The 19,336-nt window shown below is 69.9% G+C and carries 20 protein-coding genes and 1 riboswitch; of the genes, 15 read left to right on the plus strand and 5 right to left on the minus strand.

Going from position 1 to position 19,336, the window contains the following annotated elements:
• Nucleotides 1–27 precede the first annotated feature (27 nt).
• The 6 genes from HDA39_RS30655 (at nt 28) to HDA39_RS30680 (ending at nt 5,816) form a co-directional block, all read left to right on the plus strand.
• Entirely contained in the window at nt 28–1,221 is a 1,194-nt protein-coding gene (locus tag HDA39_RS30655; protein ID WP_184801095.1) for an ATP-binding protein, read from the plus strand.
• Between the two features lie 75 nt (nt 1,222–1,296).
• Nucleotides 1,297–2,163, plus strand: coding sequence for a DUF3152 domain-containing protein (locus tag HDA39_RS30660; RefSeq protein WP_184801097.1), 867 nt, complete (start codon nt 1,297–1,299; stop codon nt 2,161–2,163).
• A gap of 55 nt (nt 2,164–2,218) precedes the next feature.
• Entirely contained in the window at nt 2,219–2,989 is a 771-nt protein-coding gene (locus HDA39_RS30665) for an MntP/YtaF family protein (RefSeq protein ID WP_184801099.1), read from the plus strand.
• Nucleotides 2,980–3,645, plus strand: a complete 666-nt coding sequence (locus tag HDA39_RS30670) for an alpha/beta hydrolase (RefSeq protein ID WP_184801101.1) — start codon at nt 2,980–2,982, stop codon at nt 3,643–3,645. The genes HDA39_RS30665 and HDA39_RS30670 overlap by 10 nt, the downstream gene beginning before the upstream one ends.
• 24 nt (nt 3,646–3,669) lie before the next feature.
• Nucleotides 3,670–3,791, plus strand: a riboswitch (TPP riboswitch).
• On the plus strand, nt 3,785–5,113 hold the full coding sequence (locus HDA39_RS30675) for a purine-cytosine permease family protein (protein ID WP_184801103.1): 1,329 nt from the start codon (nt 3,785–3,787) through the stop codon (nt 5,111–5,113). (Overlaps the previous riboswitch by 7 nt.)
• A 25-nt stretch (nt 5,114–5,138) precedes the next feature.
• Nucleotides 5,139–5,816 (plus strand): class I SAM-dependent methyltransferase, encoded by a 678-nt coding sequence (locus HDA39_RS30680; RefSeq protein ID WP_184801105.1) that lies wholly within the window; start codon nt 5,139–5,141, stop codon nt 5,814–5,816.
• Nucleotides 5,817–5,914: 98 nt separating this feature from the next.
• Here the strand turns inward: HDA39_RS30680 and HDA39_RS30685 are convergent, their stop codons facing one another.
• Nucleotides 5,915–6,496 (minus strand): methylated-DNA--[protein]-cysteine S-methyltransferase, encoded by a 582-nt coding sequence (locus HDA39_RS30685; RefSeq protein ID WP_184801107.1) that lies wholly within the window; start codon nt 6,494–6,496, stop codon nt 5,915–5,917.
• Nucleotides 6,489–6,983: an RNA polymerase sigma factor gene (locus tag HDA39_RS30690; RefSeq protein ID WP_184801109.1), complete on the minus strand. Its 495-nt coding sequence runs from the start codon at nt 6,981–6,983 to the stop codon at nt 6,489–6,491. Before HDA39_RS30690 ends, HDA39_RS30685 begins: the two co-directional genes overlap by 8 nt.
• 428 nt (nt 6,984–7,411) lie before the next feature.
• Here HDA39_RS30690 and HDA39_RS30695 point away from each other — a divergent pair, with 428 nt between their 5' ends.
• The 6 genes from HDA39_RS30695 (at nt 7,412) to HDA39_RS30720 (ending at nt 12,199) form a co-directional block, all read left to right on the plus strand.
• Nucleotides 7,412–7,549: a hypothetical protein gene (locus HDA39_RS30695; protein ID WP_184801111.1), complete on the plus strand. Its 138-nt coding sequence runs from the start codon at nt 7,412–7,414 to the stop codon at nt 7,547–7,549.
• 132 nt (nt 7,550–7,681) lie between these two features.
• Nucleotides 7,682–8,233, plus strand: a complete 552-nt coding sequence (locus HDA39_RS30700) for a flavin reductase family protein (RefSeq protein WP_184801112.1) — start codon at nt 7,682–7,684, stop codon at nt 8,231–8,233.
• 27 nt (nt 8,234–8,260) lie between these two features.
• Nucleotides 8,261–9,316, plus strand: coding sequence for an ABC transporter substrate-binding protein (locus HDA39_RS30705; protein WP_184801114.1), 1,056 nt, complete (start codon nt 8,261–8,263; stop codon nt 9,314–9,316).
• On the plus strand, nt 9,313–10,161 hold the full coding sequence (locus tag HDA39_RS30710; RefSeq protein WP_184801116.1) for an ABC transporter permease subunit: 849 nt from the start codon (nt 9,313–9,315) through the stop codon (nt 10,159–10,161). Before HDA39_RS30705 ends, HDA39_RS30710 begins: the two co-directional genes overlap by 4 nt.
• A complete protein-coding gene (locus HDA39_RS30715) occupies nt 10,137–10,865 on the plus strand; it encodes an ABC transporter ATP-binding protein (protein WP_184801118.1) in 729 nt (242 codons plus the stop codon). The genes HDA39_RS30710 and HDA39_RS30715 overlap by 25 nt, the downstream gene beginning before the upstream one ends.
• Complete coding sequence (locus HDA39_RS30720; protein WP_337925959.1) at nt 10,862–12,199, plus strand: LLM class flavin-dependent oxidoreductase; 1,338 nt, start codon at nt 10,862–10,864, stop codon at nt 12,197–12,199. Before HDA39_RS30715 ends, HDA39_RS30720 begins: the two co-directional genes overlap by 4 nt.
• Here HDA39_RS30720 and HDA39_RS43890 read toward each other — a convergent pair.
• Both HDA39_RS43890 and HDA39_RS30730 read right to left on the minus strand, forming a co-directional pair.
• Nucleotides 12,176–14,065, minus strand: coding sequence for a DUF4132 domain-containing protein (locus tag HDA39_RS43890; RefSeq protein ID WP_184801120.1), 1,890 nt, complete (start codon nt 14,063–14,065; stop codon nt 12,176–12,178). The genes HDA39_RS30720 and HDA39_RS43890 overlap by 24 nt on opposite strands.
• A gap of 3 nt (nt 14,066–14,068) precedes the next feature.
• Entirely contained in the window at nt 14,069–15,151 is a 1,083-nt protein-coding gene (locus HDA39_RS30730; RefSeq protein ID WP_202893167.1) for a zinc-binding dehydrogenase, read from the minus strand.
• A gap of 98 nt (nt 15,152–15,249) precedes the next feature.
• On the opposite strand from HDA39_RS30730, the gene HDA39_RS30735 reads away from it, so the two are divergent.
• The 3 genes from HDA39_RS30735 (at nt 15,250) to HDA39_RS30745 (ending at nt 17,803) form a co-directional block, all read left to right on the plus strand.
• Nucleotides 15,250–16,107, plus strand: a complete 858-nt coding sequence (locus HDA39_RS30735; protein ID WP_184801122.1) for a glycerophosphodiester phosphodiesterase — start codon at nt 15,250–15,252, stop codon at nt 16,105–16,107.
• Nucleotides 16,108–16,358: 251 nt separating this feature from the next.
• Complete coding sequence (locus HDA39_RS30740; RefSeq protein ID WP_184801124.1) at nt 16,359–16,775, plus strand: ATP-binding protein; 417 nt, start codon at nt 16,359–16,361, stop codon at nt 16,773–16,775.
• A gap of 47 nt (nt 16,776–16,822) precedes the next feature.
• A complete protein-coding gene (locus HDA39_RS30745; RefSeq protein WP_184801126.1) occupies nt 16,823–17,803 on the plus strand; it encodes a DUF5926 family protein in 981 nt (326 codons plus the stop codon).
• Between the two features lie 212 nt (nt 17,804–18,015).
• On the opposite strand, the gene HDA39_RS30750 is transcribed toward HDA39_RS30745, so the two are convergent.
• A complete protein-coding gene (locus HDA39_RS30750; RefSeq protein ID WP_184801128.1) occupies nt 18,016–19,212 on the minus strand; it encodes an arginine deiminase in 1,197 nt (398 codons plus the stop codon).
• Nucleotides 19,213–19,336 lie beyond the last annotated feature (124 nt).

Consider the following 19,336-nt stretch of genomic DNA (forward strand, 5'->3'; position numbering starts at 1 on the left):
CCTAGACACGCTCATACAGTGAAATGCATGGATCCGATCCGGAATCCCTATGCGCCCGGCGCCGGCCAGCGCCCGCCCGAGCTGGCCGGACGCGACACCGAGGTCCGGCAGTTCGAAGTGGTGCTCGAACGGGTCGCGGCGGGCCGGCCGGAGCGGAGCCTGGTGCTCAGCGGGCTCCGCGGCGTCGGCAAGACCGTGCTGCTGAACACCCTGCGCAGCCAGGCCATCAAACGGGCCTGGGGCACCGGCAAGATCGAGGCCCGGCCGGACCAGAGCATCCGGCTGCCGATCGCGCAGGCGATGCACACCGCGATGCGCGAGCTGGGCCACCGGCACCGCGACGACGAGCGGGTCGACCAGTTCAGCGCCGTCCTGAAGGCCTTCGCGCTGCGGACCGCGCAGAACGACCGCAAGGGCATCAAGTGGCACCCGCCGGTCGACGTGGCCGCCGCCAAGGGCCGGGCCGACTCGGGCGACCTCGAGATGGACCTGATCGAGCTGTTCGCGGACGCCGCCGACCTGGCCGGCGACCTGTCGGTCGGGGTCGGGCTGTTCATCGACGAGATGCAGGACATCTCCGCCGACGACCTGTCCGCGCTGTGCGCCGCGTGCCACGAGGTCTCCCAGCAGAGCGCGCCGCTGGTCGTGGTCGGCGCCGGGCTGCCGCACCTGCCCGCCGTACTGTCGGCGAGCAAGTCGTACTCGGAGCGGCTGTTCCGCTACATCCGGGTCGACCGGCTGGCCCGTGAGGCTTGCGACCGGGCGCTGATGATCCCGGCCGAGACCGAGGACGTGTACTTCGAGGAGGAGGCCCTCGACGAGCTGTACGCGCAGACCGACGGCTACCCGTACTTCGTCCAGGCCTTCGCGCACGCCACCTGGGACCACGCTCCCACCAGCCCGATCACCGTCAAGGACGTCGCCGTCGCCGGCCCCGAGGCCTCGGCCGAGCTGACCGTCGGCTTCTTCGGCTCCCGCTACGAGCGCGCCACTCCCGCCGAGCGCGAGTACATGCGCGCGATGGCCGAGCTCGGCGTCGGCGTCGCGGACGGCTCGGTCCCCACCGCCGAGGTGGCCGGCACCCTCAAACGCAAACCCCAGTCGTTGTCCCCGGCCCGCGACGGCCTGATCAAGAAGGGCCTCGTCTTCTCCGCCGAACGCGGCACCGTCGCCTTCACCGTCCCCCACTTCGGCAAGTTCCTGAGGACCCGCACGGCCTAGGGCAGGAGTCTTGACCTGAAGCTGACATGAGGTGGCCTTTCGGGAATTACCGGGGAGTCGCTAGGGTGAAGCTCCATGACCACCCGGCGGACTGGCCAGCGCGCGGGCACGCGTGCGTCCAGATCCGCGCGGCGTCGCAAGAGCAGCGGGCGGCACAGCCGGAAGAAGTCGTACAAGGCGCAGTGGTTCTCGGTGACCGCGCTGGCGGTGCTCGGGACCGTGATGGTCGTGCACCCGGACGCCGGGCGGCAGAGTCTCGCGGCGTCGTTCGCGGAGCAGAACGCGGTCGCCCAGCCGCCGGTGCTGCCGGTCGTCGTACCGACGCACCTGCCGTCCGCGGTGCCGACGCTGACCAAGCCGCAGCGTCCGGCGCCGACGCTGACCCGGCCGCCGAAGGGCTCCAAGCCGAACGTGACGGTCTCGAGCGGCAAGCTCAGCGTCGTACCGGGCTCGGCCAAGGCCACTCGGAACGTCGGCAAGCTCACCTACCGGATCGAGATCGAGCAGGGTCTCTCGCTGAACGCGGCCGCGGTCGCCACGGCGGTGCACAAGACGCTGACCGACCCGCGCGGCTGGCAGGCGCTGCAGCCGGTCAGCTTCGAGCGGACCGACAGCCTCGACTCCGACCTGCGGATCATCCTGGCCACGCCGACGCTGACCGACAAGCTCTGCCTCCCGCTGGAGACCGGCGGCGAGGTCTCCTGCCGGGTCGAGGACCGCGTCGTGCTGAACGCCAAGCGCTGGGTGTACGCCGTGCCCGCCTACAACGGCGACGTCGACCTCTACCGCAACTACCTGGTCAACCACGAGGTCGGCCACGCGCTCGGCCACGGCCACTCCGACTGCGACCAGCCGAACACGCCGGCCCCGGTCATGATGCAGCAGACCAAGGGCCTCGGCGGCTGTCTCCCGAACGCCTGGCCGACGACCAAAGCAACCTAGAACAACACCCTCCGGCATGAGAGTCTGACGAGAAGACCGAGCCGAGGGAGCCCTGATGTCGTCACCCCAGTTCCCCACGTACGGCCGTGGCGACGACCCGGACGAGCCGGACCGCAGCGAGTACTACGCCAAGCCGGTCCCGTACGGGCACGACAACTACCCGCAGCCCCCCGCCGAGCAGCCACCGGCGTACGGGTACGGCCAGCCGGGTGACACCCAGGACCACCACCAGCCGCCCGCCTACCGGCCCGGCCATCCGTACGGCGCGGCTTCCGCGCCGCAGTCGCACCAGCTCCCGTCGTACGGGCCTGAGCCTCGCCGCGACCCCAGAGCCGCCCGCGTGGTCCTGCTGGCCGCGGTGATCGCTGCTGTCTACGGCCTGCTCGTCGTGTCGGTCCAGCGGGTCTCCCTGCGCGAGATCTCCCAGGCACCCGGCTCTCCGCTCAACCACCCGCTGCGCACCGACGTCCTGGACACCATCGGCCAGCTGCTGGTCCTCATCGTCGGCGCCGCCGCCCTGGCGATGTGGCTGCGCGATCTCCAGGTACGCCGGAAGGCGCGCCGCGAGCTGGACCCGTTCGAGCTCGGCGGCCTCGGCCTGGTGGCGCTGTCGCTGATCCCGATCCTGATCTGGCTCGGCCTGGTCCTCAGCACCGGCCTGGGCGCGATCGACGACTCGTTGCACCGCCTGCCGACGGCGTACGGGTGGGGTGGCTTCGGCCTGCTCGTGCTCGCTCTGGGCTTCGCGCTCGGATACCGCGAGCTGAAGCCGGAGGTGTCCAACCCGGTCGTCCAGGCGGCCCCGGACCGGCCGCCGTGGGAGTGACCGCGCCCGTCGTCCTCGTTCCCGGACTGGGGCTCGGGCCGGCGTCGTACGCCCCGACGCAGCGGCACCTGGAGATCCCGTCCACCATCGTCACCCTCCCCGGGTACGGCGAACCGATCGACCACGACGACCTCCAGGTCGATGCCCTCGCCGATCGCCTGGCCAAGCAGCTGCAGCCCGGCACGGTCGTGGTTGGGCACTCGGCCAGCTGCCACACCGTCGTCGCGACAGCCCTCGCCTACCCGGACCTGGTCTCCGCGCTTGTCCTGGTCGGCCCGACCGGTGACGTCCGTGCTTCCGGCTGGCCCACCCTCGCCGGCCGATGGGTCCGCTCGGCCGTCTGGGAGCGCCCGGACCTGATCCCGACCCTCGCCAAGCAGTACTTCCGGACCACCTTCCGCGGGATGGCCCAGGCCGAGCAGGTCGCCCGCCACTACGACCTGGCCGCGGCGATGCCGAAGGTCGGCGTACCGACTGTTGTGCTGCGCTCTCCGCACGACCACCTCTGCCCGGCGTCATGGGCCCAGCGGCTCGCCGACCTGGCCGACGGCGAGGCCTGGACGCTGCCGACCGGCTCGCACATGCCGGTCCTGACCAACGGCCGGGACCTGGCCACGTTCATCCACCGAGCAGCCGGTGTATACAAAGCTGGATGACGCGTTAAAGTTGACGCGATAACGACATACCTCCGCGGGAGCTCGCACCGAATTGCGGGCTGAGAGGGCGACAAGCAGCAGCCGGGTCGCCGACCGCCTGAACCTGACCGGGTAATGCCGGCGTAGGGAGCAGGTCACTATGACCACGACTGCTGTCCGCAAACCCAGGACGACGACCGAAGCACCGCTCGTCCTGACCACCGACGCCCCGAGAACTCTCGGCTTCTTCGACCAGTTCACGCTCTGGGGAAATCTCGGCATCTCGCTGTTCGGCCCGGTCACCGGCGCACTCGTCGCGGCGTACACCGGCTCGCTGTGGCAGGGCCTGCTGGCCGTCGTCGTCGGCTGCGGCATCGGCGCGCTGGTGCTCGGTGGCGCGGCCGTGTTCGGTTCGCACACCGGTGCTCCCGCGATGGCCAGCCTGCGTGGGCTGTTCGGCCGTCGCGGGTCGATGGCGCCGACCGTGCTCAACATCGCCCAGAACATCGGCTGGGCGACGATGGAGATCATCGTGATCTCGCAGGCCGCGGTCGCGGTGACGAGTGAGCGCTGGCGCTGGCTGTTCGTGATCCTGGCCGGCGTGATCGCGACCGCGATGGCGGTCCGGCCGCTGGGCAGCGTGAAGCTGCTGCGCAAGTTCATGGTCTGGTTGGTGCTGCTGGCATCGATCTACCTGTTCGTCCAGGTGCTCAGCAAGCCGGTCCACGATCTCCCGCAGGACAGCGTTTTCGGCTTCTGGCCCGGCGTCGACCTGGCCGCGGCGGGTGTCGTCTCGTTCGCGCCGCTGGCCGCCGACTACACCCGGCACTCGCGCACGAACAAGGCCGCGTTCGCCGGTTCGTCGCTCGGCTACGGCCTGGCCGCGATCCTGTACTACGCGCTCGGCGTCCTGGCCGTCGCGACCCTGCAGACCAACAGCACCGACGTGATCACCGCGCTCGTCACCCTGCCGGCCGGTGCGATCGCGCTGTTCGTGCTGCTGGTCGACGAGGTGGACGAGGCCTACGCGAACGTCTACTCGACCACGATGGCCGCGCACAACCTGGTCGGCCACCTGGACCGGCGCTGGCTGTCGGTCGGCATCGGCGTACTGGCGACCGGTCTCGCGCTGTTCGTTGATCTGGGCAACTACACGCAGTTCCTCTACCTGATCGGTTCGGTGTTCATCCCGCTGTTCGCGGTCGCGATCGCGGACTTCTTCGTGGTCAGCCGGATGAACTGGAACGTCGGCGACACCGCGCCGTTCCGCTGGCAGCCCGCGGTCGCGTGGGTCTTCGGTTTCGTCGCGTACCAGTTGGTGAACCCCGGTACGGTCAGCGGCTGGTCGTCGTTCTGGCTGGACGTCCAGGCCACGGTGTTCGGCGGCGACCCGGTGCCGGGCTGGCTCGGCGCGACGTACACGTCGATCGTTGTCTCGATGGTCGCCGCGGTCGCTTTCGGCTCGATCGGACGCAAAAGGAGACAGTGACACAAGTCTTCGGGATACTTGCGCAATGCTGAACTCCGCACTGCGCAGCCGGGCCGAGTACGCCGAAATCGGCGCCGAGGCCCTGGCCGCGCGTACGACGCCCGAGCGGGACGCAGCCGTCGTGAAGGCCGTCGAGGAACTGCTCGACGGCCGCGAGTCGGTGCTCGATCTGTGTTGCGGCTACGGCCGGATCGCCCTGCCGCTGAGCAAGGCCGGCAAGGTGGTCCGCGCCCTCGACATTTCGCCGAACCTGCTCGAAGCCGGTCAGGCCCAGGCCGCCGAGCAGGAGCTCAAGGTCGACTGGGCGATCGGGTCGATGACCGACCTGCCGTACAAGTCGGACTCGTTCGACGCGGTGATCTGCCTGTGGACGGCGTTCCACGAACTGTTCGGCGAGGACGAGCAGCTGTCGACGATCTGGGAGATCTCCCGGGTGCTCAAGCCGGGCGGCCTGGCCGTCATCGAGGGGCCGGTGTGGGGACCGGCGACGGCGTCGGAGATCGCGAACGGCCTGCGGCAGGGGCCGGAGCACCGGATCGTCACCACCGAGCACTACGGCACCAGCAGCATCCACTTCATCCACGACGAGGCCAGCTACGGCCGGCTCTGCGCGGCGGCGGGGATCAAGGACTACACGGTCTACAAGCGCGAGTGGGGCGGCCGGCGCCGGCTGATCCTCGAGATTCGCCAGCCGAACAACTGACGCGTCAGGAAAGTAAAGAAGCAGGTCCCCACTCCACAATGGGGGCCTGCTCCTTTACTGCATCGAGTGTAAATGTTTAGCCGCGGTGAGTGGAAAACTCAGCTTTTCGATTCAAGATTCAAAAGAAAGCGTTTGGCGTCCAATCCGCCGGCGTAGCCGGTCAGCGCGCCGCTCGCCCCGATCACCCGGTGGCAGGGAAGCACCACGCACAAGGGGTTCGCGCCGAGCGCGGTCCCGACCGCCCGGGCCGCCTTGGGGCGGTCGATGTCGCCCGCGAGTTCGCCGTACGTCGTGGTGCTGCCGTAGGCCGTGAAGCGTGGCAGGTCCGTCAGCACGAGGCGCTGGAATTCCGTCGCGAGGGTCAGGTCGACCTCGAGATCGAAAGTCCGGCGCCGCCCGGCGAGGAATTCGTCCAGCTGCCGGCGTACGTCGTCCAGTGGCGCGGGCTGGCGCAGGACCCGCGGCGAGATCGCTTTCGCGAGCCGGTGCGTCAGCGTCTCCTCGTCGCCGAAGGAACTGGCGACGACCTTGCCCGCGGCGGTCGCCAGCAGGAGCGTGCCGATCGGGGTGTCGTGCAGCGTGTAGGACACGTCTGCGGCCGGGAGGACCGGCGGGCGGGCGGCCGATCGGTCGAGCTTCGGTTCGTCGAGCCGGCTCAGGCGTCGTTCGAGGTCAGTCATCATCAACTCCGAGGGTGGTGCGCAAGGTGGCCAGCGCGTCGCTGACCAGGCGACGCGACGCGGCCGGGGTGGTGTCGAGGGCGGCGGCCACACCGTGGTGGTCGAGGTCGCCGACGTACTTCAACGTGACGGCGTACCGCTGCCGCTCGGGCAACGCGCTCACCGCCTTCCAGAGCTCGGGATCAGGCCAGTCCGCCGCGTCGGGCCCGTCCACCGCATCCGGCGGCGCCTCGTCCAGCGGCCGCTGCGGCCTGCGCGCCCGATGCACGTCGGTCGCACACCGAGCCGTGATCGTCAGCAACCAACTCCGCAAGTTCTTGGCCGACGTCAGCTTCGGGTACGCCGCGAACGCCTTCTCCCAAGCCCGCTGCGCAACATCGTCCCCGTCCACCGGCCCCGCCAACGCCCGAGCCAGCCGACTCACGTCCCGCCAGTGCTCATCCACCAACACCTGAAACGGCGGCAGACCAGCCTGAGTAGAAACCATCACGCCAGTAGAACGCACCACCCCCAGAAGATGTGAGCCCGCCCCAGCCCCCACCTCCCACCCCCCACCCCCCCGACCCACACTCCCCGGACCCCACACCCCCCGACCCCACACCCCCCGACCCCACACCCCCCGAACCCCACACCCCCCGACCCCACACCCCCCGACCCCACACCCCCCGACCCCACACCCCCCGACCCCACACCCCCCGACCCCACACCCCCCGAACCCCACACCCCCCGAACCCCACACCCCCTTCGCCTCTCTCTTCCTCTTTCCGGCCGCCGCGGCCTCAGCCCCCACGACCTTCCCGGCCGCATCGCCGCCGACCCCAGCCACCGCTCCCTCCACAATCTGTTCCTGGACGCCTGTCCCGGATGGCGAGATTGTCTAGTTTTCCAGTCGACTTAGATGAGACAGTAATTGACATGACGACGACCGGACAGCACCACCCGAGCGGCCGAGGGGACGACTTCCCCTTCGCGCTGCCGGTGCTGACCACCCGTCTGCTGACCCGCCGCCGCGTCATCGACCAGATGCGCACGGCCAGCGCGACCTGTCGCTGACAGCCGCCGTACCGGCCCACCAGGGCCGCCGCCGAAGAGGCCCGTCGAGGCCCACGCACCACCACCCACACCGGTCGCGGTAACGACGCAAGAGGTCCGCCGCCGGGTTCACCCCTGCCCCGAGGGAGTGTCATGTCCGTCCACGCGATCAACCCTGCCCAGAACCACCGTCCCGGGCTCACCGTCGTGCCCGACCACCTGGACGAGCGGACCGTCGACGCCGACCTGTTCCGCTCCGTCTTCCGCCGCCACGCCGCCGGCGTCGTCGTGATCACCGCGGACGCGGGCCACGGCCCGGCCGGCTTCACCGCCACCTCACTGGTCTCGGTCAGCTCGCTGCCGCCGCTGGTCTCGTTCTCGATCGCCACCACGGCGTCCAGTTGGCCGACGATCCAGGCCACCCAGAGCCTGGTGATCAACTTCCTGGACGCCGGGCAGCACGACCTGGCCGGCCGGTTCGCGACCAGCGGGATCGACCGCTTCGCCGAGCCGACCCGCTGGTCGCGGCTGCGCACCGGCGAACCCGTCCTGGACGAGGCCCCGAGCTACCTGCGCGCGCTCGTCGAGCACCGCTTCGCCGTCGGCGGCAACCACATCGTCGTGGCCCGGCTCGCCGTCCACGCCGAGCGGCGCGAGCACGACCCGCTGCTCTACCACGACGGCCAGTACGTCACCACCGCCTGAACCCCCTGCCCCTGAAGAGGAATCGCCATGCTGAAGAACAAACTCGCCGTACTGGCCGGAGCCGCCGCCGCGATCTCGCTGCTGGCCGGCTGCGGTGGTGACGCCGAGGCCGGGGGCGGCGGCCCGAAGCTCGCGCTCGACGCGGCCCTGCCGACCACCGTGCCGGACGGCGTCAAGATCGTCGTCGGCGATCCCGCCACCCAGAAGGCGCTGGAGCTGTCCGGACAGATCGACAAGGTGTCGAAGTTCGTTCAGTTCGCCAACCTGAGCGGCGGTCCGCAGACCACCGAAGCCTTCCGCGCCAAGGCGCTCGACCTCGGCTCGGTCGCCGAGATCCCGTCGATCCACGCCACCTGGACCGGTCTCAAGGTCAAGAACGTCGCCGCCAAGTACCGCCAGGACGCACTCAACCACCCGGTCTACCAGCTGGGCATCGCGCCCGGCGTACAGGTGAAGACGCTGGAGGACCTGCGGGGCAAGAAGATCGCGTACAGCCCGGGCCAGGCCCAGGGCGCGCTCATCCTGAAGGTGCTGCAGAAGGCCGGGCTGACCAAGGAGGACGTCAAGCTGGTCGAGCTGCCGAGCACCGGGGACGTCTACCCGACCGCGCTGGCCGCCAAGCAGGTCGAGGTCGCGCCGATCGGCGGGGTGGCGATCAAGCGCTACCTGACCAAGTACGGCAAGGACGGCGGGACCACGATCCAGCACGGCATCCGGGACGACGCCGGGCACCTGTACACGCAGACCTCCTCGCTGGAGGACAGCGGCAAGGCCGCCGCGATCCGTGCGTACGTCGCCGCCTGGGCGGTCGCGCAGGTGTGGATCGACACGCACCCGAAGGAGTGGATCGAGGGCTACTACGTCAAGGACCAGGGCCTCACCGCGGCCGACGGTCAGTGGCTCGTCGACAACGCCGGGCACCCCGACATCAGCGCCGACTGGAGCGAGGGGATCAAGCGGCAGCAGGAGACCATCGACCTGCTCGCCAAGGAGACGAAGAACGACCCGATCAAGGCCGAGGACCTGTTCGACCTGCGGTTCCAGACCGTGGCCACCGACGCGATCAAGGCGGCGGCCAAGTGAGCGGCTCGGCCGCGACACTCAGCGGCGTACGGGCTGAACGCAAGCAGGTCGCCACGACCAGGCCGGTCCGCCGCCGGCTCGGCCCCGGCAAGCCGATTCGCTTCGGTGCGCTGATCGGACCGGTGCTGCTGCTGGTGATCTGGAGCATCGGATCGGCGGCCGGCTGGCTCGATCCGCGGATCCTCTCCGCTCCGTGGACCGTCGTCACCACCACCGGCGAGCTGATCGCCGACGGCCGGTTGCAGTCCAACCTGCTCACGTCGACCCAGCGGGCGTTCCTCGGTCTCGGCCTGGGCATCCTCCTCGGCACGGTCCTGGCGCTGCTGTCCGGTCTGAGCCGGATCGGCGAGGCCGTGCTCGACGGGCCGATCCAGATCAAGCGCGCGATCCCGTCGCTGGCCCTGCTGCCGCTGCTGATCCTCTGGCTCGGCATCGGCGAGACGATGAAGGTCACCACGATCACGCTCGGCGTCTTCGTCCCGATCTACATCCACACCCACAACGGCCTGCGCACGATCGACAGCCGGTACGTCGAACTGGCGCAGACCGTCGGCCTGTCCCGCTGGACCTTCATCCGCAAGGTGGTTCTGCCGGGCGCGCTGCCGGGCTTCCTGCTCGGTCTGCGGTTCGCCGTCACCGGCGCCTGGCTGTCGCTCGTGGTGGTCGAGCAGATCAACTCCACCAGCGGGATCGGCTACATGATGGAGCTGGCCCGCACCTACGGGCAGACCGACATCATCATCGTCGGCCTGGTCCTGTACGGCGTACTCGGGCTGCTCTCCGACGGAGCCGTCCGGCTGATCCAGAGGAAGGCACTGTCATGGCGACGCACACTGGCGGACTAGTAGCGAGCAAGGCCGTCGAGGTCCGCGGGCTGATCCGTTCGTACGGCGACCGCGCGGTCCTGTCCGACCTCGACCTGAACATCGCACCCGGCGAGTTCGTTGCCCTGCTGGGGAAGTCCGGGTCGGGCAAGAGCACGCTCCTGCGGGCGCTGGCCGGGCTGGACCACGACGTGACCGGGACCGGCGAGCTGGCCGTCCCGGAGAACGTGTCGGTGGTCTTCCAGGACTCGCGGTTGTTGCCGTGGGCCCGTGTTCTCGACAACGTCGTCCTGGGACTGCGGTCCGGTGACGCCGACGATCGGGGCCGGAAGAGTCTGGAGGAAGTCGGACTGGCCGGTCGCGAGAAGGCCTGGCCGAACGAGCTGTCCGGCGGCGAGCAGCAGCGGGTCGCGCTGGCCCGCTCGCTGGTCCGGGAGCCCGCGCTGCTGCTCGCGGACGAGCCGTTCGGCGCGCTGGACGCGCTGACCCGGATCAAGATGCACGTCCTGCTGCGGAAGCTCTGCGAGGCGCACCAGCCCGCCGTACTGCTGGTCACCCACGACGTCGACGAGGCGATCGTGCTCGCCGACCGGGTGATCGTGCTGGACGAGGGCCGGCTGGTCGCGGAGGAGCGGATCGAGCTGGACCCGCCGCGCAACTCCGCCGATCCGTCGTTCGCCGCCGTCCGTACCCGACTTCTCGATGCCCTGGGGGTCTCGCTGTGAGCAGGCAGTTGCACCTGAACGCGTTCTTGATGAGTACCGGGCACCACGAGGCGTCGTGGCGGCTGCCGGAGAGCAACCCGGTCGCGAACACCGACATCGAGCACTACCGCGAACTGGCGCGGACCGCCGAGCGCGGCAAGTTCGACTCGATCTTCTTCGCCGACTCGCCGGTGCTGTTCAGCGACGTCGGCCGGCGCCCGGCGGGGTCGCTGGAGCCGACCGTGCTGCTCACCGCGATCGCCGCCGCGACCTCGCGGATCGGGCTGATCGCGACCGCCAGTACGACGTACAACGATCCGTACAACCTGGCCCGCCGCTTCGCGAGCGTCGACCACGTCAGCGCGGGCCGCGCCGGCTGGAACGTCGTCACCACGGCCGGCCCGGACGCCGCGAAGAACTTCAACCTGGCCGACCAGCCCGCCCACGCGGAACGCTACGACCGCGCGGCGGAGTTCCTCGAGGTGGCCTTCAAGCTCTGGGACTCCTGGCAGGACGACGCGACGCTGGCCGACAAGGAGTCCGGCGTCTGGGGCGACAACGACAAGGTGCAGCCGATCGAGCACGTCGGCCGGCACTTCCAGGTCCGCGGCCCGCTCAACCTGCCGCGCTCCCCGCAGGGATACCCCCTGATCGTCCAGGCCGGCTCGTCGGAGGACGGCAAGGGCCTCGCCGCCCGGTACGCCGAAGCCGTCTTCACCGCCCAGCAGACCCTCGAGGACGCCCAGGCCTTCTACGCCGACCTCAAGTCCCGCGCCGCCGCCCTCGGCCGCGACCCCGACACGCTCAAGATCCTCCCCGGCATCGTTCCCGTCATCGGCTCCACCGAGTCCGAGGCCGCCGCGCTGGAACGCGAGCTGGACGAGCTGATCAAGCCGGAGTACGCCCGCCAGCAGCTGGCGCGCACCCTGCGGGTTGAGCCCGAGGACCTCCCCTTCGACCAGCCCCTCCCCGCCGACCTCCCCGACGAGGACGAGATCCAGGGCGCCAAGTCCCGCTACACCCTCATCGTCACCCTCGCCCGCCGCGAGAACCTGACCGTCCGCCAACTCATCGGCCGCCTCGGCGGAGGCCGCGGCCACCGCACCTTCACCGGCACCCCCGACCAGGTCGCCGACGCCATCCAGTCCTGGTTCGAGGCCGACGCCGCCGACGGCTTCAACATCATGCCCCCGGTCCTCCCGTCAGGCCTGGTCACCTTCACCGACCAGGTAGTCCCGATCCTCCAGCAACGAGGCCTCTTCCGCACGGAGTACACCGGCACCACCCTCCGAGACCACTACGGCCTGACCCGCCCAGCCGGCCGAGTCGGCTCACTCCAGGAGGCGACGGCCTGACCCAGCAACCACACGAAGGTCGCGGCAGGCCTCCGCCAGCAGCACGGGCGGCACGTCGCCCAGCCGGACGGGTCCCCCGTCCGGCACTGCCTGCCGGAAGCTCAGCGCCCCCAGGACGACGGTGCGGTTCTCCTCGGGCAGCTCGTTGCCGCTGAAGCTGATGACGGCGGTCAGGCCGATCGACGGGAACGGCTTCGCGTACTCGTCGAAGGACGGTCCGTCGAGGGTCTGTCCGCGGAGGTATCCGAGCCTGCGGACGGTTGAGCGGAGGGTGAAAGCCGGCAACTGGATGCCTTCGAACTCCGTCAGCCGGTAGCCGTCCGCCGGTCGACGGTCCGCCTTGCTGAACTGCGGGAACAGGGTGGCGATCCCGTAGTCGGCCAGGTAGTGCTGCCAGCGCAGGCGCGTCTCCTCGTCGACCACGGCGGCGTGCGCGATCGAGACCCGTGCGTCCGCCGGGGGCTCGACCAGATCGTCGTCGACGTCGACCAGTCGGCCGTCGTCGAGTGGGCGGAACGGCTGGGCGGTCATCCAGACAAGCCGCCGGGCGAGCTTGCCCATCACCGGGTGCTGGTTGAGGTGCTGCTGCCAGTCCTGGAAGGTCCACGTGCGGCCTGCGCACATCGCCTCGTACAGGCGGGCGGTCTGCAGCTCGAGCGTCTTCTTGTCGGGCTCCGTCGGAACGGAACGGTCGAATAGCTCGTCGGTGGTCCATCCCTTGCGTATGGCAAGGGCCGCGGCCTGCCGTGTGGCTTCCTCCTGCAGGGTCTTGGTGCGGAAGCGTGTGGGGACTGACAGGACCAGTTGGGTCGCTGCTGGGTGGTCGGTCCAGGCGAGCATGCCGATCAGGGCCTTGCTCTGGGCGGCGCGGACGCCGTACCACTCGGTCAGGTGTTCTTCGGCCAGTGCGACCGAGCGTTCTCCGCCGCATACCGCGACGACGGCAAGCAGGCCTTTCAGGCCGATCGTGGCCCCGCGGGCGATCCATCGTTCCAGGAGAAAGTAGCCGAAGTCCTCCTGTTCGGTGATCAGTCCGGCGTACGACCGGATCAGTGCGTTGGGTTCCGGTGTTTTGTTGTTCACCGCTTGGCAGACGAGCCATTTCAGAAGTGTTGCCGGAATCACCTCACCGGTGTCGCTCCAATGCATCGACGGAAGGTCTTCGAAACGCAACCACTCCAGGCCTTTGGGCGTTGGAGTTTCCGGTGGACCGACGCGGTCGACGGTCGGCTCCACCGGTACGCCGTGGCCCAGCCGTTCCAGCCAGCGTTCTGCTTCCGCTCGGGCCTCGGCTCGTCTGTTGCTCAGGGCAACTACAATCCGGGCCTCGTGCCCACCGCCCAACGCGTCCTGCGCGAACCGTCGTACGGACTTCCGGCGCCCGAGCGCGGCCTCGAACAGCGCGTCGACCACAGGATCGGGCAGCTCCGGCAGCGTCGCCAGCGCGCGGTACGGCGCCTGCGGGTCGAACTCGCGATCCACTCCCGCTCGGACCACCTCCAGCCAGAGCGGCAACGTCTGCAGCACAAACGGCGCAACGTCCTCGTCCGGCCAGGTCACCCCGAGTCCGCGGTAGTCGCTCCGATACCTGTCCACCACGAGCCGCGGGCCGTCCAGCCCCAGGCCGTCGAGGACCTGCGAGACCTCGACGAGCGTCAGGCCGTTCACCTCGTGGATCCGGTCGTACACGTACCCGGCCAGCGGTGTGAGCCGACGTTCGCCGTACGGCGAACTGGTGTCAAACACCCGCTCCAGCAGGACACCGGCTTCGGCGAGCATCGCGGTCATCTCCGCCGCGCCCAGCTCGCGAGCTGCGGACAGGAACTGCTGCTCGACCAGGTCGTCGGGATCCTCGGGCTCGCTCACGGGTCAGTCGATCCGGACGACCAGCTTGCCGATGGCGCCGCCGGTCTCCATCAGGTGGTGGGCCGCGGCGATCTCGTCGAGGGGGAAGACCCGGTCGATGCGGATCGGGAGGCGGCCGGCGGCGACCAGGTCGACGTAGTGCTGGAAGGCCTCGGGTGGGAGGTCGGAGGACTCGCCGCCGTACGCGGTGAGGCGGACGCCGTTGGGGAGGTAGCCGATCGGGTAGAAGTCGGGGATCGTCCAGGTGTCGCTGAGCATGCCGGTGAAGCAGACGGTGCCGTGGACTCGGGTTGCACGCAGCGTGTCGGGGAGGGTGTTGGTGCCGACGAGCTCGAGGGCCGCGTCGACACCGGAGCGGAGTACGGCGCGGACCTGGCCGGAGATGTTGCCGTCGTCAACCAGCGGGTGGTCGACGCCCAGCGAACGCAGGGTTTCCAGGCGATCGGGGTTGCGCGTGGTGGAGAAGACCGTCAGGCCGCGTTCCTTCGCCAGTACGGCGGCCGCCGCGCCGACGGACGACGTGCCGCCGCGGATCAGGAGCGACTGGCCGGGCTGGATGTCGAGGCCGGTGTACAGCGAGCCGTGGGCGGTCTGCAGCATCTCGGGGAGTGCGCCGAGGGTGGCCCAGTCCAGCGTCGTCTCGACCGGGATGACGGACGACGCGGGGACGACGGTGTACTCGGCGTAGCCGCCGTCGTACGTGCGGCCCATGCCGCCCATCATCGCGACGACCTGCTGCCCGACCGCGAACTCCCCGCCGGGCGCGAGGTCGACCCGGCCGGTCGCCTCGATGCCGGGGATGATCGGGAAGACGGCGCCGGTGGCCAGGCCCGCGCGCAGGTGGTACTCCGAGCGGTTCAGCCCGAACGCCTCGACCTTGATCCGGACCCACCCGGCCGGTGGCTCCGGGACCGGCACCAGCGAGACGCGAAGGTCCGCGGCCGCGACCGGCCCGGGCAGGACGACGGCCCGCATCGACGAGGCGACGCCTGGCGTCGCCGAAGCGACGTCCGGCGTGGTCAAGCCCGGCGTCGCCAAGCCCGGCGTCGAGGCGCCGTCCGCGCTCGGCAGTTCGTTCTCGTTCACCGGCCCAGTCTCCGCCACGGAAACCAACGGCAACCGATTTCCCGCAGCGCGGCGTGGCTGACTAACACCCGCCCGAAGCCGCGTGCCAGAGTTGTGCCATGGCGAAACGCCCGAGCGTTGTTGCTCATCGCGGCGCGAGTGAGGTCAGTCCCGAACACACGCTGGCGGCGTACCAGCGTGCGGTCACGGCGGGGGCGGACGGGCTCGAGTGCGACGTCCGGCTCACCTCCGACGGTCACCTGGTCTGTGTGCACGACCGGCGGATCGACCGCACCTCGAACGGCCGCGGCGTGCTGTCCACGATGAGCCTGGAGGAGCTGGACGGGTTCGACTGGGGGTCGTGGAAGAACCCGTGGGCCGACCTCGACGACGAGGCCGAGCTGCCGAGTCCGGACCTGACCAAGGTGCTCACGCTGGACACGCTGCTGGCGACCGTCCGCGACGCGGGCCGCCCGATCGAGCTGGCGATCGAGACCAAGCACCCGACCCGGTACGCCGGGCTGGTGGAGCGACGGCTGATCGAGGCGCTCGACCGGTACGGCTGGGCGCACCCGAAGGTCGGGACCGAGTCGCCGGCCCGGGTGATGTCGTTCTCCTGGCTGTCGCTGCGGCGGATGCGGACGATGGCGCCCGGCGTACGGACGGTTCTGCTGATGGACCGGATCCCGCTGCGTTTCCGCGACGGCTCCCTGCCGACGGGTGTCTCGTACGCCGGACCGAGCCTGGAGCTGGTCACCGCGCATCCCGAGTACGTCGACCGCGCGCACAAGCACGGCCACCAGGTGCACGTGTGGACGGTGAACACCCCCGAGGACGTCCGGCACTGCCACGCGCTCGGCGTCGACGCGATCATCAGTGACCGGCCGGAGCTCGCGATCGCCACTCTGGCCGAGCATCCGGACCAGCCGCCGGCGCCGCCGTCGAGGACCCGGCGCCGGCTGGTCCGGCGGCGCTGACCAGGTCGATCGACCAGGCGAGCTGAACGCTCGTTCGAGCATTGTGAGTTACTTCTCAGTTCTTCTCCGGATGGGTAATCACGCGAATGCGTTGCGTGATTTGCACGTTCAATTCTGTCGCTTTTGTCACGGTTTCCCGGCAAACGCTGTGATCTTCGTCGTCGCTGTGTAACGGAACTCCTTCCGGTGTTTTCAAGCCCTTGTTCGTGGGCAGATGTGGAAGTGCTGTACCGACACCGAGGAGACCCTGCTTGTCCTCTGCGACTTTGCCCGCCGACGTGAGCGTCGTGGACGTCGTCCTGCCGCACGAAGTATCTGCGGTGGCGGCTGCCCGCCGTCGCCTTCACGACTACCTGACGCGGGCCCGGGTCGCCGAAACCACCTGTGACGATGCCCAGCTGGTGCTGTCGGAACTGCTGTCCAACGCCATCCGGTACGCGCCCGCGCTGCCGACCGGCGACGTCCGCGCGGCCTGGTGGATCGACAAGGCCGGCGTGCACCTGGAGGTCACCGACGGCCGCGGCGAGACCGAGCCGCAGCGGATCGTCGAGGCCCACCCCGAGTCGATCGGCGGCCGCGGGCTGGCGATCGTCGACATGCTCAGCTCGGACTGGGGTGTCCGCTCCGGCGACAAGTACCGCACGGTGCACGCCGTCGTACCGCTCTGACCCTCGCTGACTAACCCCCTCCGATCAGATCCTGCAAGACTGCGCCCATGGGAAAGAAGTCGCGCAACCGCGCCAAGAACGCTGTGACCGGCAAACGGACCGTCGAACTCGACCCGGCCGACCTCGCCGACGTCGGCCCGCGGGAGCCCTGCCCGTGCGGTTCGGGCAAGCGGTTCAAGCAGTGCCACGGCAAGGACCGGGCGCAGGCCGCCGACGCGTTCGTGGTCCGGCCGTTCGAGGGCCTGCCGGCCGAGTGCGACCTGATCGCCTTCCGGGAGATCGTCCCGGCCGGGGTCGCGGAGGTGACGCTGACCGGTGAGCACCAGGGCCAGAAGGTCAACCTGGTCACCCTGCTGCCGATGGCGATGCCGGGCCTGGTCCGCGACGACGAGACGATCTGGATCGGTCTGCAGACGCACGCCTCGACCGGTGACCCGAGCCGCGACGTCGCGCACGCGATCACCGCGGCGCTGGCGACCGAGCCGGGCAACCCGATCCAGCTCGGCGACCTGCTCAAGGACGGCCCGCGGCTGCAGGACCTGATCGACACCAAGGAGCCGATCGTCGCCAAGGTGCACGAGGGCTTCGACTTCTGGGTCGGCGAGAACGTCGAGGACCCGACCGGCGAGGTCGCCGCGGGGCTGGAGCGGGCCAACGCGGCCGCGGCCCCGACGGTCCGGCTGGAGACGGTCGAGGCGGCATACTGGACGCAGATCGGCGACCGCCGGTACCTGCGCTGGGTGATGCCGCACAGCGAGGACGACCTGCTGAACGCGCTGGCCCGGCTGCACGCGGCCGGTTCGTCGACGCTGATCGACGGCAGCCGCCTGATCGGGTCCTTCCGGGCGCTGGGCGTGCTCGCCCCGGTCTGGGAGCTGCCGGCCGACACCGAGGCCGCCGACCTGGAGAAGCCGGCCGCGGACTTCCAGACCGCGCTGGACAAGGCACTGAAGACCGGTACGCCGCTCAGCACCGAGGAGCGCGCGGCCAAGGCCGGCCTGGCCAGCCGTCAGCTCACCATCCGCTGACACCACGCACAGCGAAGGGCCCGCACCGGTGAGGTGCGGGCCCTTCGTCGTACGACCTCGTGACGACTGAATTCGTCTCACGAACGTGGACGGCCCAAGTCCTGCTGACGGGGGAGCAACAGGGCCTGGGCCTAGGCATGAAGAGTACTCACAAGTTGCCTGCTCGACAACCCCCGATTTCACTCCGCGTGTCGTCAGGCTTACTTGTGCTCTCAACCAGCAATCGGGGCCCTGAGCACCGGGCACGACATGCAGCGCGGGCCGCCGCGGCCGGAGCCGAGCTCGGAACCGGAGATCCGGATCACCTCGATCCCGGACTCCTCGAGCCGCGCGTTGGTCTCCACGGTCCGCTCGTAGGCGATGCAGACCCGCGGGGCCAGCGCGAGGGTGTTGTTGCCGTCGTCCCACTGCTCGCGCTCGGCGGTGACCGGGTCGAGGCCGGTGTCGATCCGCCGCAGGGTGTCGATGCCGAGCGCCTTGGCCGCGGCGACCAGGAACGGCTCGGGCTCGGCGACGTGCAGCTGGTCGCCGTCCGCGGTGACCGCGAGCGCGCGCATCTCCTCGGCCATGTTCGGGTAGATCAGCACGGTGTCGACGTCGACCATCGTGCAGACCGTGTCCAGGTGCATCGTCGCGCGCTGCTGGGCGATCGGTACGGCGAGCACGGTGTGCGCGAGGTCCTTCGCGAACACCCGCTGCGCGAGCCGCTCGACACCGGCGGGCGTCGTCCGCTCGCCGACCCCGACAGCCAGTACGCCGGGACCGAGGGCCAGTACGTCGCCGCCCTCGACGTGCTCGAGCTGGTGGTCGTACACCTTGTCGGCACCGGCGAACCGCGGGTGGAAGCGATAGATCAGCGCAGTCAGCTGGCTCTCGCGGACCCGCGCGGGCATCGCCAGCGACGTGACCGCGACCGAGTCCCGGATCCAGACGCTGGAGTCGCGGGTGAAGAGCAGGTTCGGCAGGGGATCGATCAGGAAGTCCTCGTGCGCCAGCAGCGACGTGACCAGTCCACCGGCCCGGACCTCGTCGTTGCGTACGCCGGCCATCAGCGCCTCGGCGAGCTCCGCGGGGTCGAGCGCGGTCAGCGCGGTCCGCAGGTAGTCGCGCAGGGTGTCGCCCAGCCGGAGGTCCTCGATCGCGCCCGCGACCGCGGTCGCCCGCGCCTCGGGGTCGGCCAGTGCCTCGGTCAGAAGTGTGCCCAGGTAGAGCACCTCGACGTCCCGATCGCGCAGAGCCTGGGCGAACGCGTCGTGCTCGTCCTGCGCGCGGCCGACCCAGGGGATGCCGTCGAAGAGCAGCTTGTCGTTGTTGCGCGGGGTCAGCCGGCGCAGCTCTTTGCCCGGCCGGTGCAGCATCACCGTCCGGAGCGGGCCGACCTCGCTGTCGACGCCGTACGCCTCAGTCATGCCTGTCCCTCTCGTCGGAGTCCCTGTCCACGCTACGGCAGACCGGTGCCCGCCGTACGAACGATCGAATCTGTCTGATTGTCCGACAATATGTACGGGAAAGCCAACCGGAGCCGATCCTTCG

Source organism: Kribbella italica (genome assembly GCF_014205135.1).
GTDB lineage: Bacteria > Actinomycetota > Actinomycetes > Propionibacteriales > Kribbellaceae > Kribbella > Kribbella italica.

What these genes read in the sequence shown, in the direction of transcription:
- HDA39_RS30665 (WP_184801099.1), top strand. Translation starts at nt 2,219, where the DNA reads ATGTCGTCACCCCAGTTCCCCACGTACGGCCGTGGCGACGACCCGGAC.
- HDA39_RS30700 (WP_184801112.1), top strand. Translation starts at nt 7,682, where the DNA reads ATGTCCGTCCACGCGATCAACCCTGCCCAGAACCACCGTCCCGGGCTC.
- HDA39_RS30735 (WP_184801122.1), top strand. Translation starts at nt 15,250, where the DNA reads ATGGCGAAACGCCCGAGCGTTGTTGCTCATCGCGGCGCGAGTGAGGTC.
- HDA39_RS30705 (WP_184801114.1), top strand. Translation starts at nt 8,261, where the DNA reads ATGCTGAAGAACAAACTCGCCGTACTGGCCGGAGCCGCCGCCGCGATC.
- HDA39_RS30745 (WP_184801126.1), top strand. Translation starts at nt 16,823, where the DNA reads ATGGGAAAGAAGTCGCGCAACCGCGCCAAGAACGCTGTGACCGGCAAA.
- HDA39_RS30750 (WP_184801128.1), bottom strand. Translation starts at nt 19,212, where the DNA reads ATGACTGAGGCGTACGGCGTCGACAGCGAGGTCGGCCCGCTCCGGACG.
- HDA39_RS30675 (WP_184801103.1), top strand. Translation starts at nt 3,785, where the DNA reads ATGACCACGACTGCTGTCCGCAAACCCAGGACGACGACCGAAGCACCG.
- HDA39_RS30660 (WP_184801097.1), top strand. Translation starts at nt 1,297, where the DNA reads ATGACCACCCGGCGGACTGGCCAGCGCGCGGGCACGCGTGCGTCCAGA.
- HDA39_RS30690 (WP_184801109.1), bottom strand. Translation starts at nt 6,983, where the DNA reads ATGGTTTCTACTCAGGCTGGTCTGCCGCCGTTTCAGGTGTTGGTGGAT.
- HDA39_RS30655 (WP_184801095.1), top strand. Translation starts at nt 28, where the DNA reads ATGGATCCGATCCGGAATCCCTATGCGCCCGGCGCCGGCCAGCGCCCG.
- HDA39_RS30685 (WP_184801107.1), bottom strand. Translation starts at nt 6,496, where the DNA reads ATGACTGACCTCGAACGACGCCTGAGCCGGCTCGACGAACCGAAGCTC.
- HDA39_RS30695 (WP_184801111.1), top strand. Translation starts at nt 7,412, where the DNA reads ATGACGACGACCGGACAGCACCACCCGAGCGGCCGAGGGGACGACTTC.
- HDA39_RS30715 (WP_184801118.1), top strand. Translation starts at nt 10,137, where the DNA reads ATGGCGACGCACACTGGCGGACTAGTAGCGAGCAAGGCCGTCGAGGTC.
- HDA39_RS30680 (WP_184801105.1), top strand. Translation starts at nt 5,139, where the DNA reads ATGCTGAACTCCGCACTGCGCAGCCGGGCCGAGTACGCCGAAATCGGC.